Origin of the sequence: Streptomyces sp. NPDC014864, from assembly GCF_043081525.1 — a bacterium.
Lineage (GTDB): Bacteria > Actinomycetota > Actinomycetes > Streptomycetales > Streptomycetaceae > Streptomyces.
The window spans coordinates 204,994-221,868 of sequence record NZ_JBIBWT010000008.1 but is presented as its reverse complement, the minus strand read 5'-3'; the positions used below and the strand labels follow the sequence as shown (position 1 = coordinate 221,868).

Annotated in this window: 16 protein-coding genes; 2 read left to right on the top strand and 14 right to left on the bottom strand. The window is 70.4% G+C overall.

The features are described 5' to 3' along the window. Positions 1 to 8 precede the first annotated feature (8 nt). The 5 genes from ACF1A5_RS17205 to ACF1A5_RS17185 form a co-directional block, all read right to left on the bottom strand. Positions 9 to 986: a helix-turn-helix transcriptional regulator gene (locus tag ACF1A5_RS17205; protein WP_392193677.1), complete on the bottom strand. Its 978-nt coding sequence runs from the start codon at positions 984 to 986 to the stop codon at positions 9 to 11. 135 nt (positions 987 to 1,121) lie between these two features. Continuing rightward, a complete protein-coding gene (locus tag ACF1A5_RS17200) occupies positions 1,122 to 1,493 on the bottom strand; it encodes an FKBP-type peptidyl-prolyl cis-trans isomerase (RefSeq protein WP_356189979.1) in 372 nt (123 codons plus the stop codon). 91 nt (positions 1,494 to 1,584) lie between these two features. After that, on the bottom strand, positions 1,585 to 2,592 hold the full coding sequence (locus ACF1A5_RS17195) for an FKBP-type peptidyl-prolyl cis-trans isomerase (protein ID WP_392193676.1): 1,008 nt from the start codon (positions 2,590 to 2,592) through the stop codon (positions 1,585 to 1,587). 211 nt (positions 2,593 to 2,803) lie between these two features. Further along, positions 2,804 to 4,165: a Pup--protein ligase gene (gene pafA, locus ACF1A5_RS17190; protein WP_392193675.1), complete on the bottom strand. Its 1,362-nt coding sequence runs from the start codon at positions 4,163 to 4,165 to the stop codon at positions 2,804 to 2,806. A gap of 9 nt (positions 4,166 to 4,174) precedes the next feature. Further along, a complete protein-coding gene (locus ACF1A5_RS17185; RefSeq protein ID WP_392193674.1) occupies positions 4,175 to 5,434 on the bottom strand; it encodes an MFS transporter in 1,260 nt (419 codons plus the stop codon). A 125-nt stretch (positions 5,435 to 5,559) separates the two neighbouring features. On the opposite strand from ACF1A5_RS17185, the gene ACF1A5_RS17180 reads away from it, so the two are divergent. Then, a complete protein-coding gene (locus tag ACF1A5_RS17180) occupies positions 5,560 to 6,591 on the top strand; it encodes a LacI family DNA-binding transcriptional regulator (protein WP_392193673.1) in 1,032 nt (343 codons plus the stop codon). 132 nt (positions 6,592 to 6,723) lie between these two features. On the opposite strand, the gene prcA is transcribed toward ACF1A5_RS17180, so the two are convergent. The 6 genes from prcA to arc form a co-directional block, all read right to left on the bottom strand. Continuing rightward, the gene (prcA, locus tag ACF1A5_RS17175; RefSeq protein ID WP_356189966.1) at positions 6,724 to 7,473 is read right to left on the bottom strand and encodes a proteasome subunit alpha; all 750 of its coding nucleotides are present in this window, start codon (positions 7,471 to 7,473) and stop codon (positions 6,724 to 6,726) included. A 59-nt stretch (positions 7,474 to 7,532) separates the two neighbouring features. Next, entirely contained in the window at positions 7,533 to 8,378 is an 846-nt protein-coding gene (gene prcB, locus ACF1A5_RS17170) for a proteasome subunit beta (protein ID WP_392193672.1), read from the bottom strand. Then, positions 8,330 to 8,779 carry an endonuclease VII domain-containing protein gene (locus ACF1A5_RS17165; protein ID WP_392193671.1) on the bottom strand — a complete coding sequence of 150 codons (450 nt, stop codon included), beginning with the start codon at positions 8,777 to 8,779 and terminating at the stop codon, positions 8,330 to 8,332. The genes prcB and ACF1A5_RS17165 overlap by 49 nt, the downstream gene beginning before the upstream one ends. Before the next feature lie 182 nt (positions 8,780 to 8,961). Then, positions 8,962 to 9,180 carry a ubiquitin-like protein Pup gene (locus tag ACF1A5_RS17160; RefSeq protein ID WP_121888496.1) on the bottom strand — a complete coding sequence of 73 codons (219 nt, stop codon included), beginning with the start codon at positions 9,178 to 9,180 and terminating at the stop codon, positions 8,962 to 8,964. 189 nt (positions 9,181 to 9,369) lie between these two features. Then, positions 9,370 to 10,881: a depupylase/deamidase Dop gene (dop, locus tag ACF1A5_RS17155; protein WP_356189957.1), complete on the bottom strand. Its 1,512-nt coding sequence runs from the start codon at positions 10,879 to 10,881 to the stop codon at positions 9,370 to 9,372. 233 nt (positions 10,882 to 11,114) lie between these two features. Next, the gene (gene arc, locus ACF1A5_RS17150) at positions 11,115 to 12,881 is read right to left on the bottom strand and encodes a proteasome ATPase (protein WP_356189955.1); all 1,767 of its coding nucleotides are present in this window, start codon (positions 12,879 to 12,881) and stop codon (positions 11,115 to 11,117) included. Positions 12,882 to 13,131: 250 nt separating this feature from the next. Here arc and ACF1A5_RS17145 point away from each other — a divergent pair, with 250 nt between their 5' ends. After that, positions 13,132 to 13,431 carry a ferredoxin gene (locus ACF1A5_RS17145; protein ID WP_392193670.1) on the top strand — a complete coding sequence of 100 codons (300 nt, stop codon included), beginning with the start codon at positions 13,132 to 13,134 and terminating at the stop codon, positions 13,429 to 13,431. A gap of 59 nt (positions 13,432 to 13,490) precedes the next feature. On the opposite strand, the gene ACF1A5_RS17140 is transcribed toward ACF1A5_RS17145, so the two are convergent. The 3 genes from ACF1A5_RS17140 to ACF1A5_RS17130 form a co-directional block, all read right to left on the bottom strand. Then, positions 13,491 to 14,069, bottom strand: coding sequence for a hypothetical protein (locus ACF1A5_RS17140; RefSeq protein ID WP_392193669.1), 579 nt, complete (start codon positions 14,067 to 14,069; stop codon positions 13,491 to 13,493). A 219-nt stretch (positions 14,070 to 14,288) separates the two neighbouring features. Further along, the gene (locus ACF1A5_RS17135) at positions 14,289 to 15,191 is read right to left on the bottom strand and encodes a tRNA (adenine-N1)-methyltransferase (protein ID WP_030179604.1); all 903 of its coding nucleotides are present in this window, start codon (positions 15,189 to 15,191) and stop codon (positions 14,289 to 14,291) included. A gap of 50 nt (positions 15,192 to 15,241) precedes the next feature. Next, positions 15,242 to 16,753, bottom strand: a complete 1,512-nt coding sequence (locus tag ACF1A5_RS17130; protein ID WP_392193668.1) for a site-2 protease family protein — start codon at positions 16,751 to 16,753, stop codon at positions 15,242 to 15,244. Between the last annotated feature and the right edge of the window lie 122 nt (positions 16,754 to 16,875).

Here is a 16,875-nt window from a genome sequence, read left to right as displayed (position 1 = left end):
GCTCCCCCTCAGCCCTTGGCCACGGCACGCAGCCGGTCCACCACGTCGGCCCGCAGCTCGGCCGGCTCCAGCACCACCACGTCCGGACCGAACTCGACCAGCCAGGCGTCCAGCCCGTGCCCGTACGGAATCTCCAACTCGTCCCAGCCGTCGCCGAGTTCCCGCACCGCCGTGGCTTTCGCCCGAAGGGGGTACCCCGCGCCCGAGCGCAGCCGGATCCGCGCGGAGCGGTCGGCGATCTCGCCCGCCCAGCCCGCCACGGTCTCCCGGACCGTGACGACGTCCGGCACCGGGGCGGTGAAACCGACCCCGCGGGTGCGCACCCGGCCGGTGATCCGGGACAGCCGGAAGACCCGCTCGGCACCGCGGTCGCGGTCCCAGCCGGCCAGGTACCAGTGGCCGCGCCAGCACTCCAGCGCCCACGGTTCGACGAGCCGGGGCTCGGGGTGCGCGGCGGTGGCCTTGCGGTAGTCGAAAACGACCGGACGGCGGTCCCGGCAGGCGAGCATCAGCGGCTCGAAGGCGGCCTCGTGCACCGGGATGCGCGGCTCCAGGGCGCCGTGGGCCTCGTAGGGGTCGACCTCCTCGGGCAGTCCGGCGGCGCGCAGCTTCTGCAGGGCGCCGCTGGCCGCGCCGGCCAGGCGGGCCTGCTGCCAGACCTTGGCGGCCAGGCCGAGGGCGGCGGCCTCCTCGGCGTCGAGGGTGATGGGCGGCAGGCGGTTGCTGTCGCGGCGGGCCAGATAGCCCACCTCGCCGTCGACGCCCTCGACGGTCTCGATGACCAGCCCGAGTTCGCGCAGGTCGTCCTTGTCGCGCTCGAACATGCGATTGAAGGAGTCGTCGCTGCCGGACGTGCCCCGCTCCGGCCCGAACGTCTCCACGTAGGCCTCGATGGACTCGCGCAGCTCGCGCTTGCTGAGCGGCCGCCGCGTCCCCAGCAGACACAGCGCCAGGTTCATCAGCCGCTCGGCCTTGGCAATGGCCATCGACGCCCTTCGCCTCCCTATGGTGCTTACGACCGTCGACCGTACCGCTCCGGGGGGCGGTGACAAAAGCCGAGGGCCCATGCCCGACCAGGCATGGGCCCCAGGTGATCGCATCCGGTCGGACCGGGCGGCCGATCAGACGCCGAGCAGGTCCACCACGAAGATCAGGGTCTCACCGGGCTTGATCGCCGGCGTGGGGCTCTGGTCGCCGTAGGCGAGGTGGGCCGGGATGGTCAGCTGACGGCGGCCGCCCACCTTCATGCCCTGCACGCCCCGGTCCCAGCCCTGGATCACGCGGCCCGCACCCAGCGGGAAGCGGAAGGGGGTGCCCCGGTTCCAGCTGGCGTCGAACTCCTCGCCGGTGCTGAAGGCGACGCCCACGTAGTGGACGGTGACCGTCTGGCCCGCCTGCGCCTCGGGCCCGTCGCCCTCCCAGATGTCCTTGATCTCGAGGTCCGCCGGGGGCTCGCCGCCCGGGAAGTCGATCTCGGGCTTGTCGATGCTCACGTCTTTCGCTCCTGCTCATCTACTACAAGGCAACGGACAGTCTTTCATCCCCGGCGCCCTCCCGCCCGCGGCGGGCGGGCGCGGCGCGGCGTCACATCTTGGCGAGGATGTCCACCGAGAACACCAGCGTGGAGTCCTTCTTGATGCCGCTGTTCGGCGGCGGGTTCTCCCCGTACCCCAGGGACGGCGGAATGACGATCAGGACCCGGCTGCCGACCTTCTTGCCGGTCAGACCCTGGGCCCACCCCTTGACGACCTGCTGGAGGGAGAACGACGTCAGCTCGTGCCTGCCGTACGTCGAGTCGAACTCCTTGCCCGAGTCCCACAGCACGCCCTTGTACTGGACGAGCACCGTGTTGTCGGCGGCGACCTCCTCGCCGTCGCCCTCGATGACGTACTCGGCGACCAGCTTCTTCGGCGCGGGCTTCTTGGGGACGTCGATGGAAGGGGCCCGGCCGTCGGTGTTGGTGCCCACCTTGGGCAGGGCCGCGTCGCTCTGCGGGACGTCCTTGCCCTTGGCCGAGCTCTTGGCGTTGAAGGTGTCCACCACGTCGACGACGAAGACCAGCGTGTCGGTGCCCTTGATGCCCGCCTGCGGGTTGCCCTGCTTGCCGTAGCCCCAGGTGGGGGGCACCGCCATCTCCACACGGCTGCCGACCTTCTTGCCGGCGAGGCCGTAGCGCCAGCCGTCGATGATCGTGCCCTGGGAGAGCTTGATGAGCAGGGGCGTCTTGCGGTCGTAGGAGTTGTCGAAGACCTTGGCCGTGGCCCAGACCTGGCCCAGGTAGTTCGCCTGGACGTAGTCGCCCTCCGCGACGGGGCGGCCGCCGCCCGCGACGACCGTCTTGACCGCGAGGTCCTTCGAGGGCGCGCCACTGCCCTTGGCCACGGTCGGCTTCTCGCCGAACTTCACGCCCGCGGTGATCGCCGGCAGCGGACCGGAGACGATCTTCGGCGACGGCGCGGCGGACGGCGCCGAGGCCGACGCGGAAGGCGACGCGCTGTCGCTCGCCTTGCCCGAATCGGCCTTGTCGTTGCCGCATGCGGCCAGCGTGACCAGTCCCGCGGGTACGGAAAGAAGAAGTGAGCGTCGGCGCACGGTGGGGGCCTCGTAATCGGTCGGTCCTGTGGATGGCGTGCGCGCCACCTTACTGATCCACCGGCGCCCACGCGGGCTACGGCCCGCTCGAGTCCCGGCCGGAGGACCGGGGGTTGTCCCCCGGACCAGCACTGTCGGCGTGAGAAGGGCGCCGCACGTGGAACGTACGGCGCCCGTGTGGCCTTCCGGCGACCGGCCGGAAACTCACCCCTCACATACCGGCGATCAGCTTCTCCACCCGGTCGTCCACCGAACGGAACGGGTCCTTGCACAGGACCGTCCGCTGGGCCTGGTCGTTGAGCTTGAGGTGCACCCAGTCGACGGTGAAGTCCCTCCGCTGCTCCTGGGCCCGCCGGATGAAGTCGCCGCGCAGCCGCGCCCGAGTGGTCTGCGGCGGCACCGACTTGCCCTCGAAGATCTTCAAGTCGTCGCAGATCCGGGCCGCTTGCCCCTTCCTCTCCAGCAGGTAGTACAGGCCACGACGGCGGTGGATGTCGTGGTACGCGAGGTCTATCTGGGCGACCCGCGGGTGGGACATCGTCATGTTGTGCTTGGCCCGGTACCGCTCGATGAGCTTGTACTTCATCACCCAGTCGATCTCGGTGCCGATGCGGTCGAGGTCCTCGGTCTCGATCGCGTCCAGCGTCCGGCCCCACAGCTCCAGGACCTGCGCGACCGTGCCGGTGCGGATGCCGCGGCGGTCGCAGAAGTCCACCGCCTTCTCGTAGTACTCGCGCTGCACCTCCAGCGCCGACGCCTCCCGGCCGCTGGCCAGACGCACCTTTCGGCGGCCGGTGATGTCGTGGCTGACCTCGCGGATCGCCCGGATCGGGTTCTCCAGCGTCAGGTCGCGCATCACGGTGCCGGCCTCGATCATGCGCAGCACCAGGTCAGTGGCCCCGACCTTCAGCAGCATCGTCGTCTCGGACATGTTCGAGTCGCCGACGATCACATGCAGCCGACGGTAGCGCTCCGCGTCCGCGTGCGGCTCGTCGCGCGTGTTGATGATGGGCCGCGAGCGGGTCGTCGCCGAGGAGACACCCTCCCAGATGTGCTCGGCCCGCTGACTGACGCAGTACACGGCCCCGCGCGGCGTCTGCAGGACCTTCCCCGCCCCGCACAGCAGCTGCCTCGTGACCAGGAACGGGATGAGGATGTCCGCCAGACGCGAGAACTCCCCGTGCCGGGCCACCAGATAGTTCTCGTGGCAGCCGTAGGAGTTTCCCGCCGAATCGGTGTTGTTCTTGAAAAGGTAGACGTCGCCCGCGATTCCCTCCTCGTGCAGGCGTCGCTCCGCGTCCACCAGGAGTCCCTCGAGAATGCGCTCGCCGGCCTTGTCGTGGGTGACCAGTTCGGTCACGTTGTCACATTCGGGTGTCGCGTATTCCGGATGTGACCCTACGTCGAGATAGAGCCGGGCGCCGTTTCGCAGAAAGACATTGCTGCTGCGGCCCCATGACACGACACGGCGGAAGAGGTACCGCGCCACCTCGTCAGGCGACAGGCGGCGCTGTCCCCTGAACGTGCACGTGACGCCGTACTCGTTCTCCAGCCCGAAAATGCGGCGGTCCATGAGGGAACATTACGCCCGATCACCCGAGCTGAAACGGGGTTCGACGGCACGATTTGGATCATTTTCCGATGAAGCCGCAACGACCGCCCGTCCGGCGGGAGCTGCGAGGACCCCTCCGGTGGCCAGCAGAACCAGCAGCGACACCGCTCCCGCCGCCCCCGGCACGGCGAAGCCCCACAGGGCACCACCCGCCTGGACCACCGGCCCCGCGACCCCCGTTCCGACCGAGGCACCCACGGTGAACATCGTCACCAGCCAGGAGAAGGCCTCCGTGACCGTCCCGCTCGGCGCGTGCCGGTCCACGATGACGAAGGCGCAGGCGATGCAGGGCGCCAGGAAGACCCCGGACAGCGCCGTCAGCAGCACCATGGCCACCACGCCCGGCATCAGCGTCAGCGGCACATAACACACCGCCAGAAGGGCCACCAGCACCCGCAGTCGCCGCTCGGGCGCCCCGGCCCACTGCCGCGCGCCGTAGACGGTGCCGCCGAGCAGCGCGCCCAGACCCACCGCCGCCATCAGCCAGCCGTACACCGCGTCGCCGCCGTGGCCGTCCGCGTAGGGCACCGCGGCGACCGTGATGGAGCCCAGCGCGAGACCGACGAACAGGAACGCGCCGAGCAGGGCCAGCAGGCCCGGCGAGCGCAGCGCGCCCAGCCAGTGCGCCTCGCGGGGCGCCGAGCGCCAGGCCCGCGAGGGCGGCGAGAGGACCACCGAGAGCGCCCCCAGGACCCCGACGACCTGCAGCACCACCAGCGCGGCCGCCGCCGACCACAGCGACACGCACAGCGTCACCAGCAGGGGGCCGACGGTGAACATGACCTCCTGGGCCACCGCGTCCATGGCGTACGCGGTGTGCACCTGGTCCTCCCGCCGCAGCACACTCGGCCACAAGGCCCGCAGACCGCCCTCCAGAGGCGGCGTGAAGAGCCCTGCGGCCGCCACGGCCGCGCACGCCAGGGCGGGCGGCTCGGTACCCGCCAGGGCGAACACCGCCATCGCCAGGGCCGACGCGAGCGCGGCGGGCAACTGGACGCGGGGCTGCCCGTGCAGGTCGACCAGACGCCCGAGCACGGGCTGCCCCACCGCGTTGGCCACGCCGTACACGGCCGCCAGCGCCCCGGCGAGACTGTAGGTGCCACCCTCGGCACGGACGAACAGCACGATGGCGATGGCCGCGGTGGCGTTGGGCAGGCGCCCCACGAGCGTGCCCGTCAGCAGCCGGGCCGCGTGCCTCGCCCTGAGGATCTCCAGGTAGCCCGTGGCCATCGCCCCGCCCTTCACCGGCTCGCCCGAGACGCTTCGGAGGTCTCGACCGAGTGTTACGTATAACGCCCGCCGTCATACGTACCATGTGCGCTGTTCACACGTCCAGACGAAGGAGCACGCCCCCGGTGGCACGAGGTAGCACGCGCCCGACCAGCCGTGACGTCGCCCGGGCCGCCGGGGTCTCCCAGGCCGCCGTCTCGCTCGTCCTCGGCGACAAATGGCGCGGCCGGGTCTCCGAGACCACCGCCGAACGGGTACGCCGCGCCGCCGCCGACCTCGGCTACCGGCCCAACCTCGCCGCCCGCAACCTCCGCCTCGGCCGCACCCGCACGGTCCTGCTCGTCGTCCCCGCCCTCACCACCGAGTTCTTCGCCGGCGTCTACACCGGCGCCGCCCGCGTCGCCGCCGAGCACGGCTTCGGCGTGGTCCTCTACCCCTCCCCCGAAGGCATCGGCCCCGCCAGGAACCCCTTCGCCTCCGCACAGGCCGCCCTGGACGGCGTGCTCGCCTCCTCCATGGCCGCCGACGCCCTCACCGCCATCCGCGGAGACCAGCTCCCGCTGGTCATGCTCGACAGCGACCCGGAGGGCAGCCTCGGCGCCGCCACCGTCAACCTCGACATCGCCGACGGAATGCGCCAGATCGCCGAACACCTGCTCGACCTCGGCCACCGGCGCTTCCTGCACCTGGCCGCCGACGTACCGTCCTGGACCTTCGAGGTACGCGCGCGGGAACTCGCCACCCGCGCCGGCGCGGTCCCCGGCACCTCGATCCGCACCGCCCGAGCCCCCATCTCCATCGAGGGCGCCCGGGCCGCCACCGAGGCCGCGCTCCGCCTGCCCGGCCCCCGCCCCACCGCCCTGGTCTGCGACGACGACAAACTCGCCGCCGGCGCCTACAAGGCACTGCGCCGCCTGGGCCTGCGGATCCCGGACGACATCTCCGTCACCGGCGTCGACGACCTCGCCCTCGCCACCGCCCTCGACCCCGAACTCACCACCGTACGACTGGACGCGGAACTCTTCGGCGAACGCGGGATGCGCGCCCTGCTGGCCGTCCTGGAAGGCCGCACACCCGAGGGCGGAGACATCCCCGTGGAACTGGTGGTCCGGGCGTCCACCGCCCCGCCGACCGCCCCTGAGGGCCCTGTCTCCTGAGCCCCCTGCCCCCTGCCCCTGCAGGCCCCGAGCCCCCGTCGCTCCTGCGGCGCTCCGCACCCCCGGCCCCGCACACCGGTGCCCCGGCCGTGACACCGGCCGGGGCACCAGACGAACCAGAGCGCCAGACGGTCACTCCTCCTCGGAGTCCGCCTCCTCGGCACTCTCCGCACCCGCCGCGCCGTCCGCCCCCAGCAGCCGCGAAAGCTGCCGGCCGACGATACGCCGGAACTTGCGCTTCTGCGGCCGCGTACGGTCCAGCACCGCCACCTCCAGACGCTCCGCGGGGATCTCCCGCTCACTGCCGTTGGTGTCGCGCGACAGCGCCTGCACCGCCAGCTTCAGCGCCTCGGCCAGCGACATGCCGTCCCGGTGCCGCTGGTCCAGATAACTGCTGATCTGCTCGGCGTTCCCGCCGACCGCCACCGACCCGTGCTCGTCCACGATCGACCCGTCGTGCGGCAGCCGGTAGATCTGGTCGCCCTCCGGGGTCTCCCCCACCTCGGCGACCACCAGCTCCACCTCGTACGGCTTCTCCGCCGCGCTGGAGAAGATCGTGCCCAGCGTTTGCGCGTAGACGTTGGCCAGGCCGCGCGCGGTCACGTCGTCCCGGTCGTAGGTGTAGCCGCGCAGATCGGCGTAACGGACGCCGCCGATGCGCAGATTCTCGTACTCGTTGTACTTCCCGGCGGCCGCGAAGCCGATCCGGTCGTAGATCTCGCTGAACTTGTGCAGCGCGCGGGACGGATTCTCACCGACGAACACGATGCCGTCGGAGTACTGCAGCACGACCAGGCTGCGGCCACGGGCGATGCCCTTGCGGGCGTACTCCGCCCGGTCGGCCATGGCCTGCTGGGGTGAGACATAGAACGGCGTCGACACCGGTTATCCGTCCCTTTCTGTCGAAGTCACTGGATCCCCTGGACAAGAACCGCCGCGGACTACAGCAGCGCGGCCCGCGGGCCGTCGGGCTGCTCCAGCCGCCGCTCCAGCACCGCACGGGCGACCTCCGAGGACTCGTCCTCGGTGAGCCGGCGGAAACCGTCCTCGGTGATCACGGTGACGATCGGGTAGATCCGGCGGGCGACATCGGGACCGCCGGTCGCCGAGTCGTCGTCTGCCGCGTCGTACAGGGCCTGGACCACCAGCGTGGTGGCCTGGTCCTCGGTCAGGTCGTCGCGGAAGAGCTTCTTCATGGCGCCGCGCGCGAAGATCGAGCCGGAACCCGTGGCCGCGTAGCCGTGCTCCTCGGAGCGGCCGCCCGTCACGTCGTAGGAGAAGATGCGGCCCCTGTCGCGGTCCAGGTCGAAGCCGGCGAAGAGCGGGACCACGGCCAGGCCCTGCATGGCCATGCCCAGGTTGGAACGGATCATGGTCGACAGCCGGTTCGCCTTGCCCTCCAGCGACAGCTGCGTGCCCTCGACCTTCTCGAAGTGCTCCAGCTCCAGCTGGAACAGCTTCACCATCTCCACGGCCAGACCCGCCGTACCGGCGATGCCCACCGCCGAGTACTCGTCCGCCGGGAAGACCTTCTCGATGTCGCGCTGCGCGATGACGTTGCCCATGGTGGCCCGGCGGTCACCGGCCAGCACGACACCCCCCGGGAACGTCACGGCCACGATCGTCGTGCCGTGCGGCGCCTCGATCACGCCCTGCACCGGCGGCAGCTGCCGCTTGCCCGGCAGCAGCTCCGGCTGGTGCTCGGACAGGAAGTCCATGAAGGACGAGGACCCAGGCGTCAGGAAGGCAGCTGGTAGACGCCCGGTGCCACGAGTATTGGCTTCCACGAGTTTCCTTCCAGATAGGCGGCGGCCCGGCGTACGGCGTCGGGATCGTCACCCAACTTGCCGATGGCCGAATTGCAGTTGAAGCACAGTACGCCACGGACCCTACCCGTCTCGTGGCAGTGATCCACATGTGCGGCCGGAGCTTTCAGGCAGATCACGCAGAGCCCCTTCTGAGAGGCAACCATCGCGTCACGCTCGACTTCGGTGATGCCGTACTGGCGCTTCAGGTGACCAGCACGGTCCTTCGCCGCTTTACACGACCTGCAAAGCGTCGCCAGACCGTCCGAGGCCGTGACATTCCGCGTCCACTCACTGTGCGGCTTGATCTCACCGCACGTCCGGCAGTACTTGTGCCCGTCGGGCGCATCCACTCGCGGGCGCACGTTGCGTCCCTTGGCCACCTGGCGCTGCTGGTGATAGGCCGCTGCGCAGTCACGACAGTAGGCCTGCAACCCGTCACGCATTGCCCTGTTTCGCGCAAACGCTGTCCGCGGCTTGTACTGCTTGCACCGCGGACAACGCTTCACGCCCTCTTCGCTTGACACCCTCGAAGTCCCCGCAACCTTCGCCTCGAAGGGAAAATCTACTCTCCACCCTTCTGAACGAAGGAGCGCACGAAGTCCTCTGCGTTTTCCTCGAGCACATCATCGATTTCGTCGAGGACCGAGTCCACGTCGTCGCTCAGCTTCTCGTGGCGCTCCTTGAGGTCGTCCGTGGCCTGCGCGTCCTGCGCCTGCTCCTCGACCTCCTCGGTGGAACGCGTAGCCTTCTGCTGGCCGCCGCCGGTGTCCTTGGTTGCCATATCCCTCACCCCGCTCAGTTCGCCCGACATGGTCGACGGGTCGGCATTCCTGCCGATCGGTGATGATCAGACCCTACAAGCCGGGTCCGACATCGGCCCCGCAGTTTCTCCAACGTACGGGGGCCATCTCGATGATTCCCTCGCGCCGGGGTTTCCACCCCGGTCGGCCCGGCCGGCCCGGGTACCCGCTCAGCCGCCGGACAGGACCCTGACCAGGTCCTCCGCGGTGCGGCAGCGGTCCAGGAGCTCCTTGACGTGATTTCGCGTTCCGCGAAGCGGTTCCAGGGTTGGGACGCGCTGGAGCGAGTCCCGGCCCGGCAGGTCGAAGATCACCGAGTCCCAGGAGGCCGCGGCGACGTCGTCGGCGTACTGCTCCAGGCAGCGTCCGCGGAAGTACGCGCGGGTGTCCTCGGGCGGCGTGGTGCGGGCGCGGTCGACCTCGGTCTCGTCCAGCAGCCGCTTCATGCGGCCGCGGGCCGCCAGACGGTTGTAGAGGCCCTTCTCGGGGCGTACGTCGGCGTACTGAAGGTCGACGAGGTGGAGCCGGGCGGCGTCCCAGTCGAGGCCGTCGCGGCGCCGGTAGCCCTCCATGAGCTCCCGCTTGGCGACCCAGTCCAGCTCGCCGGCCAGGCTCATGGGGTCGTTCTCCAGGCGGTTGAGGGTGTCCTCCCAGCGGGAGAGGACGTCCTTGGTCTGGTCGTCGGCGTCCGCCCCGAACCGCTCCTCCACGTACTTGCGCGACAGTTCGTAGTACTCCATCTGGAGCTGGACCGCGGTCAGGGTGCGGCCGCTGCGGAGCGTGATCAGGCGCTGCAGGCTCGGGTCGTGGGAGACCTGGTGGAGGGTGCGTACGGGCTGGTCGACGGCGAGGTCGACGGCGATGAAGCCGTCCTCGATCATGGACAGGACCAGGGCGGTGGTGCCCAGTTTGAGGTAGGTGGAGATCTCCGAGAGGTTGGCGTCGCCGATGATCACGTGGAGGCGGCGGTACTTCTCGGCGTCGGCGTGGGGCTCGTCGCGGGTGTTGATGATCGGGCGCTTGAGCGTGGTCTCCAGGCCGACCTCGACCTCGAAGTAGTCGGCGCGCTGGCTGAGCTGGAAGCCGTGTTCGTGGCCGTCCTGGCCGATGCCGACGCGGCCGGCGCCCGCGAAGACCTGGCGGGAGACGAAGAAGGGCGTGAGGTGGCGCACGATGTCCGAGAAGGCGGTCTCCCGCTTCATCAGGTAGTTCTCGTGCGTGCCGTAGGAGGCGCCCTTGTTGTCGGTGTTGTTCTTGTAGAGGTGGATCGGCTGGGCGCCGGGCAGCTGGGCGGCCCGTTCGGCGGCCTCCGCCATGATCCGTTCGCCGGCCTTGTCCCAGAGGACGGCGTCCCGGGGGTTGGTGACCTCGGGGGCGCTGTACTCGGGGTGGGCGTGGTCGACGTAGAGCCGGGCGCCGTTGGTGAGGATCACGTTGGCGAGGCCGATGTCCTCGTCGGTGAGCTGGCTGGCGTCGGCGGCCTCGCGGGCGAGGTCGAAGCCTCGCGCGTCCCGGAGCGGATTCTCCTCCTCGAAGTCCCAGCGGGCCCGCCGCGCCCGGTGCATCGCCGCCGCGTAGGCGTTGACGATCTGGGACGAGGTGAGCATGGCATTGGCGTTGGGGTGGCCGGGGACGGAGATTCCGTACTCCGTCTCGATGCCCATTACTCGCCGTACGGTCATGCGGCCCTCCTTGCCCGGCGGAACCCTCGGTCGTGGGTGCCGCTCAGATACCGCTGGTGCCCAGGTGCCTGTGCGGTGCCCGTCCCCGCACTGCGCGACCCGGCGGTACGAAAGAGCCTAGAACGCCTCTGCGCTGGTGGGGAGATCATTTGCGTCATTGCCTGCTCCAGCCGTGGCCCGAAAAACAGGTCGGCTGCGGGTACCCGCCGAGGGCACCCGCAGCCACCCCGTTTTTACAGGTACTGACCGGTGTTCGCCACCGTGTCGATGGAGCGTCCGGTGTCCGCGCCCTGCTTTCCGGTGATGAGGGTGCGGATGTAGACGATCCGCTCGCCCTTCTTTCCGGAGATCCGGGCCCAGTCGTCCGGGTTGGTGGTGTTGGGAAGGTCCTCGTTCTCCTTGAACTCGTCCACGCATGCCTGGAGGAGGTGGGAGACCCGGAGGCCCTTCTGGTTCTTCTCGAGGAAGTCCTTGATGGCCATCTTCTTGGCGCGGCCGACGATGTTCTCGATCATGGCGCCGGAATTGAAGTCCTTGAAGTAGAGGACTTCCTTGTCGCCGTTGGCGTAGGTGACTTCCAGGAAGCGGTTCTCCTCGGATTCGGCGTACATGTGCTCGACCGCGGTCTGGATCATGTTCTGGACCGTGCTGTCCTTGGCACCGCCGTGTTCCGCGAGGTCGTCCGCGTGCAGCGGGAGACGCTCGGTGAGGTACTTCCCGAAGATGTCCTTGGCCGCTTCGGCGTCCGGACGCTCGATCTTGATCTTCACGTCGAGCCGGCCGGGCCGCAGGATGGCGGGGTCGATCATGTCCTCGCGGTTGGAGGCGCCGATCACGACCACGTTCTGCAGGCCCTCCACGCCGTCGATCTCGGCGAGCAGCTGCGGGACGATGGTGTTCTCCACGTCCGAGCTGACGCCGGAGCCGCGGGTGCGGAAGAGGGACTCCATCTCGTCGAAGAAGACGATGACGGGGGTGCCCTCGCTGGCCTTCTCCCGTGCGCGCTGGAAGACGAGGCGGATCTGCCGCTCGGTCTCGCCGACGTACTTGTTCAGGAGCTCGGGGCCCTTGATGTTGAGGAAGAAGCTCTTGCCGGCGGCCTGGCCGGTGACCTCGGCGACCTTCTTGGCCAGCGAGTTCGCGACGGCCTTGGCAATGAGTGTCTTGCCGCATCCGGGGGGGCCGTAGAGGAGGACGCCCTTGGGCGGCCGCAGCTCGTGCTCCTTGAACAGGTCCGGGTAGAGGTACGGGAGCTCGACGGCGTCGCGGATGGCCTCGATCTGGTTCCCGAGGCCGCCGATCTGCTCGTAGCCGATGTCCGGGACCTCTTCGAGGACGAGCTCCTCGACCTCGCTCTTGGGCACGACCTCGTAGACGTAGCCCGACCTGGGTTCGAGCAGCAGGGCGTCGCCGGGGCGGATGGTGACGTCCAGCAGCGGCTCGGCGAGCCGCACCACCCGCTCCTCGTCGGTGTGCCCGAGTACCAGGGCGCGCTCGCCGTCCTCGAGGATCTCCTTGAGGGTGACGATGTCGCCGACGCGCTCGAATTCCATGGCGTCGACCACGTTGAGCGCTTCGTTGAGCATGACCTCCTGGCCGCGCCGGAGCTCGTCGAGGTCGACGCTGGGGCTGACGTTCACCCGGAGCTTGCGGCCGCCGGTGAAGATGTCGGCCGTGCCGTCCTCGTTCGCCTGCAGGAAGACGCCGAAGCCGGCGGGCGGCTGGGCGAGCCGGTCGACCTCCTCCTTGAGGGCCACGATCTGGTCGCGGGCCTCGCGGAGCGTGTTCGCCAGCCGTTCGTTCTGCGCGGACACGCCGGCCAGGTTGGTCTGCAGCTCGACGATCCGCTCTTCGAGAATCCTCGTGTGTCGCGGAGAGTCGGCGAGCTTGCGGCGCAGGACGGCGATCTCCTGCTCAAGGTAGGCGATCTGCCCGGCCGGGTCGTCGGACCCGCGTCCCGGGCGGATGCCGCGGTTAATGTCGTCGTCGTGGGCTGCCACGGTCCTCACCTCCTCCAAGGGGAGCTGGACGCTTCCAGACCCTACCTGGGTGGGTGTCGATTGAAACCCCTAGATCACAAAGACTGTAGGGGTGTGTCCGATCTTCACCCTTGCGCTCTCCCTCACGCCAGGGGAATACCCACCGAACATGATTGGAAAGCGGGCGGAGGTAGGGTCGAAGCGTTCAACACCCGCCGGAGCTGGCCGGATTCCCGCAGGGCTCGGCACGATTACGTCAGGAGAGAGAACCGTGCAGCAGCAGGCCCCGGGCGAGGGCGAGGCACTGGAGGTCTGGATCGACCAGGATCTGTGCACCGGCGACGGCATCTGCGCCCAGTACGCACCCGAGGTGTTCGAGCTGGACATCGACGGGCTGGCCTATGTGAAGGGGCCGGACGACGCACTGCTGCAGGCGCCGGGCGCCGCAACGCCCGTACCGCTGCCGCTTCTCACGGACGTGGTCGACTCGGCCCGGGAGTGCCCGGGCGAGTGCATCCATGTACGGCGGGTTCAGGACGGGGCCGAGGTGTACGGCCCGGACGCCGAGTGACCCTCTGCTTTCCCTGAGTTACGGATGTCTGGTTGCTCACATCCGGGCGGCATATGCGGTCAGACGCCGAGCGCCTGGGAGGGCGTGGAGCGGATGAACGCGCCGTTGCGCCACTGCCATTTCGCGCCGTTCTTCAGGTCGGGGCAGCAACTGGGCACGTCCGGCGAGGAGTAGCCGAGCAGGGTGGCGGTGACCGTGCCGGCGCGCACCGTGAAGTCGGTCACCGTGAGGCGGTCCTTGGGGTCGACGAGGGTGGCGACCACGCGGGGTTTCTTCGCGTCGGCGGCCTGGGTGAGGACGTAGACGCCGTCGGGCGGGGTGCCCATGGGTGCGTCGCAGTGCACCACGGCCACGGTCTCCGGCCTGCCGTCGCCGTCGAGGTCGCCGGAGGCCTTCTTCACCACCACGGCCCGCACGGGGCCGCACCGGACCGGGAAGGTCACGCCCGTGGTGGCGGGTGCCGCGGCGGCCGCGGGGGCGGGCTCCGCCCGGGTGCCGGAGGGCTGGGCGGCGGTCGCGGAGGCGGGTTGGAGGACCGAGGAGAGGGCGACCACTCCGGCGACGGCGGTGGCGGTGGCGACCCAGTGGATGGGGCGGGTGTGCGTGTGGGCCAGTTCCGGAACGGCGGAGTACTGCACTAGGAGTGTCTCCTGCGAGGGCTGTGCCGGTGGGGGTGGCCAGCATCGTGCCACACGTCACAGTGCGGGGGAACGGCGGGGTGGGTACTCGGAGCGATTTCGGTGCGATCGGCTCGCGACCGGGGGGTGCCGGGTCAACGAAAGGGCGCCGTGGCGCAGTTCCGGATTCGTCCTGGGGAACTGCGCCACGGCGCCCGTGTGTTGCCCTTGGGGGCGGCCTCAGCGGCCGGTGCCTCCGTCGGCGTTGGGGCCTTCGTAGTCCTCGCCGTAGGCGCCCTTGGCGGGGCGGCGGCGGCGCATGGGCGGCTCGACGCCGTCCGCGAGGCGGCGGGCGGTGAGCAGGAAGCCGGTGTGGCCGATCATCCGGTGGTCGGGGCGGACGGCCAGGCCTTCGATGTGCCAGTTGCGGATCATCGTCTCCCAGGCGGTCGGCTCGTTGAAGCAGCCGATCTCGCGGATGGACTCCACGGTCCGGGCGAGCTGGGTGGTGGTGGCGACGTAGCAGCACAGGATGCCGCCGGGGACGAGTGCCTTGGAGACGGCCTCCAGGCACTCCCAGGGGGCGAGCATGTCGAGGATGACGCGGTCGACGTCGGTGTCGGACAGATTGTCCTGGAGGTCGCCGACAGTGAGCTGCCAGGCGGGGTGCGGGCCGCCGAAGTAGCGCTCCACGTTGGCCTGCGCGATCTCGGCGAAGTCGGCGCGGCGCTCGTAGCTGTGCAGCATGCCCTGGTCGCCGATGGCGCGCAGCAGGAAGCTGCTGAGCGAGCCGGAGCCGACGCCGGCCTCCACGACGCGGGCGCCGGGGAAGATGTCGGCGAAGGCGAGGATCTGCCCCGCGTCCTTCGGGTAGACGACGGCTGCCCCGCGGGGCATGGACAGGACGTAGTCGGGGAGCAGGGGGCGCAGCGCGAGGTAGGCGACGTTACCGGTGGTGCGGACAACGCTGCCCTCGGGTGCGCCGATCAGCTCGTCGTGGGGGAAGGAACCCTTGTGGGTGTGGAAGTTCTTCCCGGCCTCGAGCGTGAACGTGTAGTGGCGGCCCTTGGGGTCGGTCAGCTGTACCTGGTCCCCGACCTTGAAGGGCCCGCGTCGGCGGGCGGCACCGGTCGGTTCGGACATGTGACCAGCCTACCGGTCCCCCGGGGGGCCTTGGACCACCCGGGAAGGTTCTAGGAGGACGTGGCCGGGGGGCGGGCCATGGCCTTCACGAAGGCCCGCTCGACGTCCGCGGCGGACAGCACGCCGTAGATCTCGCCGGTCTCCTCCACGACGAGGTACTCGGTCGCCGGGGTGGCGCGCAGCACGTCGAGGAGGTCCTCGCCGGCGAGCTCGGCGGAGACGCGCATGCCGTCGGTGAGGTCCTGGGCGAGTTCGCTGGCGAGGACCCAGGGGCGGCGGTGCTCGGGGACGCCGACGATGGCGGACTCGCGGACCAGGGACAGGGGGCTGCCGTGGCCGTCGACGACGACCAGGGCGCGGGCGCCGGCGGCGTTGGCGCGGCGCAGGGCCTCGGACAGGGAGGTGTTGGTCTCGACGGGGACCGCGCGCCGGGTGAGGGTGCGGGCGCGCAGTTCGGGGAGGTGCTCGCGCAGCCGGGCCATGCGCAGGCTGTTGCCGGCGCCGGTCCAGATGATCGCCGCGAGGATGGCGGCGAGCAGGGCGTCGGTGACGGTGTCCATGCCGACGCTGTCCTCGGCGGTGGTGCCGAGGGCGCCGGACTGGGTGAGCAGGGGCAGTCCGATGAGGACGGAGACCGCGAGCGCGCGGCCGACCCAGGCGGCGGCGACGGTGCCGGTCATCGCGCGGCCGGAGATCTTCCAGACGACGGCGCGGAGCATCCGGCCGCCGTCGAGGGGCAGGCCGGGCAGCAGGTTGAAGGCGGCGACGATCAGGTTGGAGATCATCAGGCCGGCCAGCAGGACGCCGGGGACCGAGGCGGGCTCGACGGGCTGGAGGGCGAGGTAGAAGACGCCGGCCAGGATCAGCGACAGCAGGGGGCCGACGAAGGCGAGGACGAACTCGCGGCCGGGGGTCTCGGCCTCCTTCTCGATCTCGGAGACGCCGCCGAAGAACTGGAGCTGGATGCGGCGGACCGGGAGCCTGAAGCGGAGGGCGGCGACGGTGTGGGCGAGTTCGTGGACGAGGACGGAGGCGTAGAAGGCGACGGCGAAGAAGAGGGAGACGAGGTAGCGGGCGGCGCCGAGTTCGGGCAGCACGCGGTCGAGCTGGCCGCCGAACACCCAGGTGATCAGGGCCGCCACCAGGAACCAGCTGGGCGCCACGTACACGGGCACCCCGAAGGGCCGGCCCATGAGCAGCCCGCCGCCGGGTTCCCGGGGCCGCCGGGGCGGGGGGCCCTGACGTGTGCCGGAGTGGGCCAGGGTGCGGTCGGGGTGGGAGTCGTGGGCGGCGTGGGCGGCGTGGGGGTGGCCGGTCCGCGGCTGCTCCGCCGGTCCGGGCCGGCCCTGGTCCCCGTGGGCCTCGGTCTCGGTTCCGGCTTCGCCTTCGGCTGCTACGGCCGTGTCGGCGTCCGGGGCCGGCCCGGCCGGGGCGTCGGACGTCACGGGTCGGTGGCCGTCGTCGGGGGCCGGGCCGGGGCGCGGGGAGCCGGGGCCCGGGTGGCGCTCGGCCGGCTCGTCGTCGCCGGACCGCGGCTGTCCGCTGCCGCCGCTCACGTCCACGGTGTCCCCTCGATCGAAGCGCGTCTCCCGCACCGGGCGGCCGGAAGGTCTCGGGTCGATGGTATGCGGCCGAGCCGAACGCTTCCGCCTCGGCACCCCTTGTGTTCGCCCCCTGTGTCTGC

Excerpts from the sequence above, each read along its gene's own strand:
- ACF1A5_RS17205 (WP_392193677.1), bottom strand. The coding sequence starts at position 986 with ATGGCCATTGCCAAGGCCGAGCGGCTGATGAACCTGGCGCTGTGTCTG.
- pafA (WP_392193675.1), bottom strand. The coding sequence starts at position 4,165 with ATGGACCGCCGCATTTTCGGGCTGGAGAACGAGTACGGCGTCACGTGC.
- ACF1A5_RS17185 (WP_392193674.1), bottom strand. The coding sequence starts at position 5,434 with ATGGCCACGGGCTACCTGGAGATCCTCAGGGCGAGGCACGCGGCCCGG.
- ACF1A5_RS17160 (WP_121888496.1), bottom strand. The coding sequence starts at position 9,180 with ATGGCAACCAAGGACACCGGCGGCGGCCAGCAGAAGGCTACGCGTTCC.
- dop (WP_356189957.1), bottom strand. The coding sequence starts at position 10,881 with ATGACCGTACGGCGAGTAATGGGCATCGAGACGGAGTACGGAATCTCC.
- ACF1A5_RS17135 (WP_030179604.1), bottom strand. The coding sequence starts at position 15,191 with ATGTCCGAACCGACCGGTGCCGCCCGCCGACGCGGGCCCTTCAAGGTC.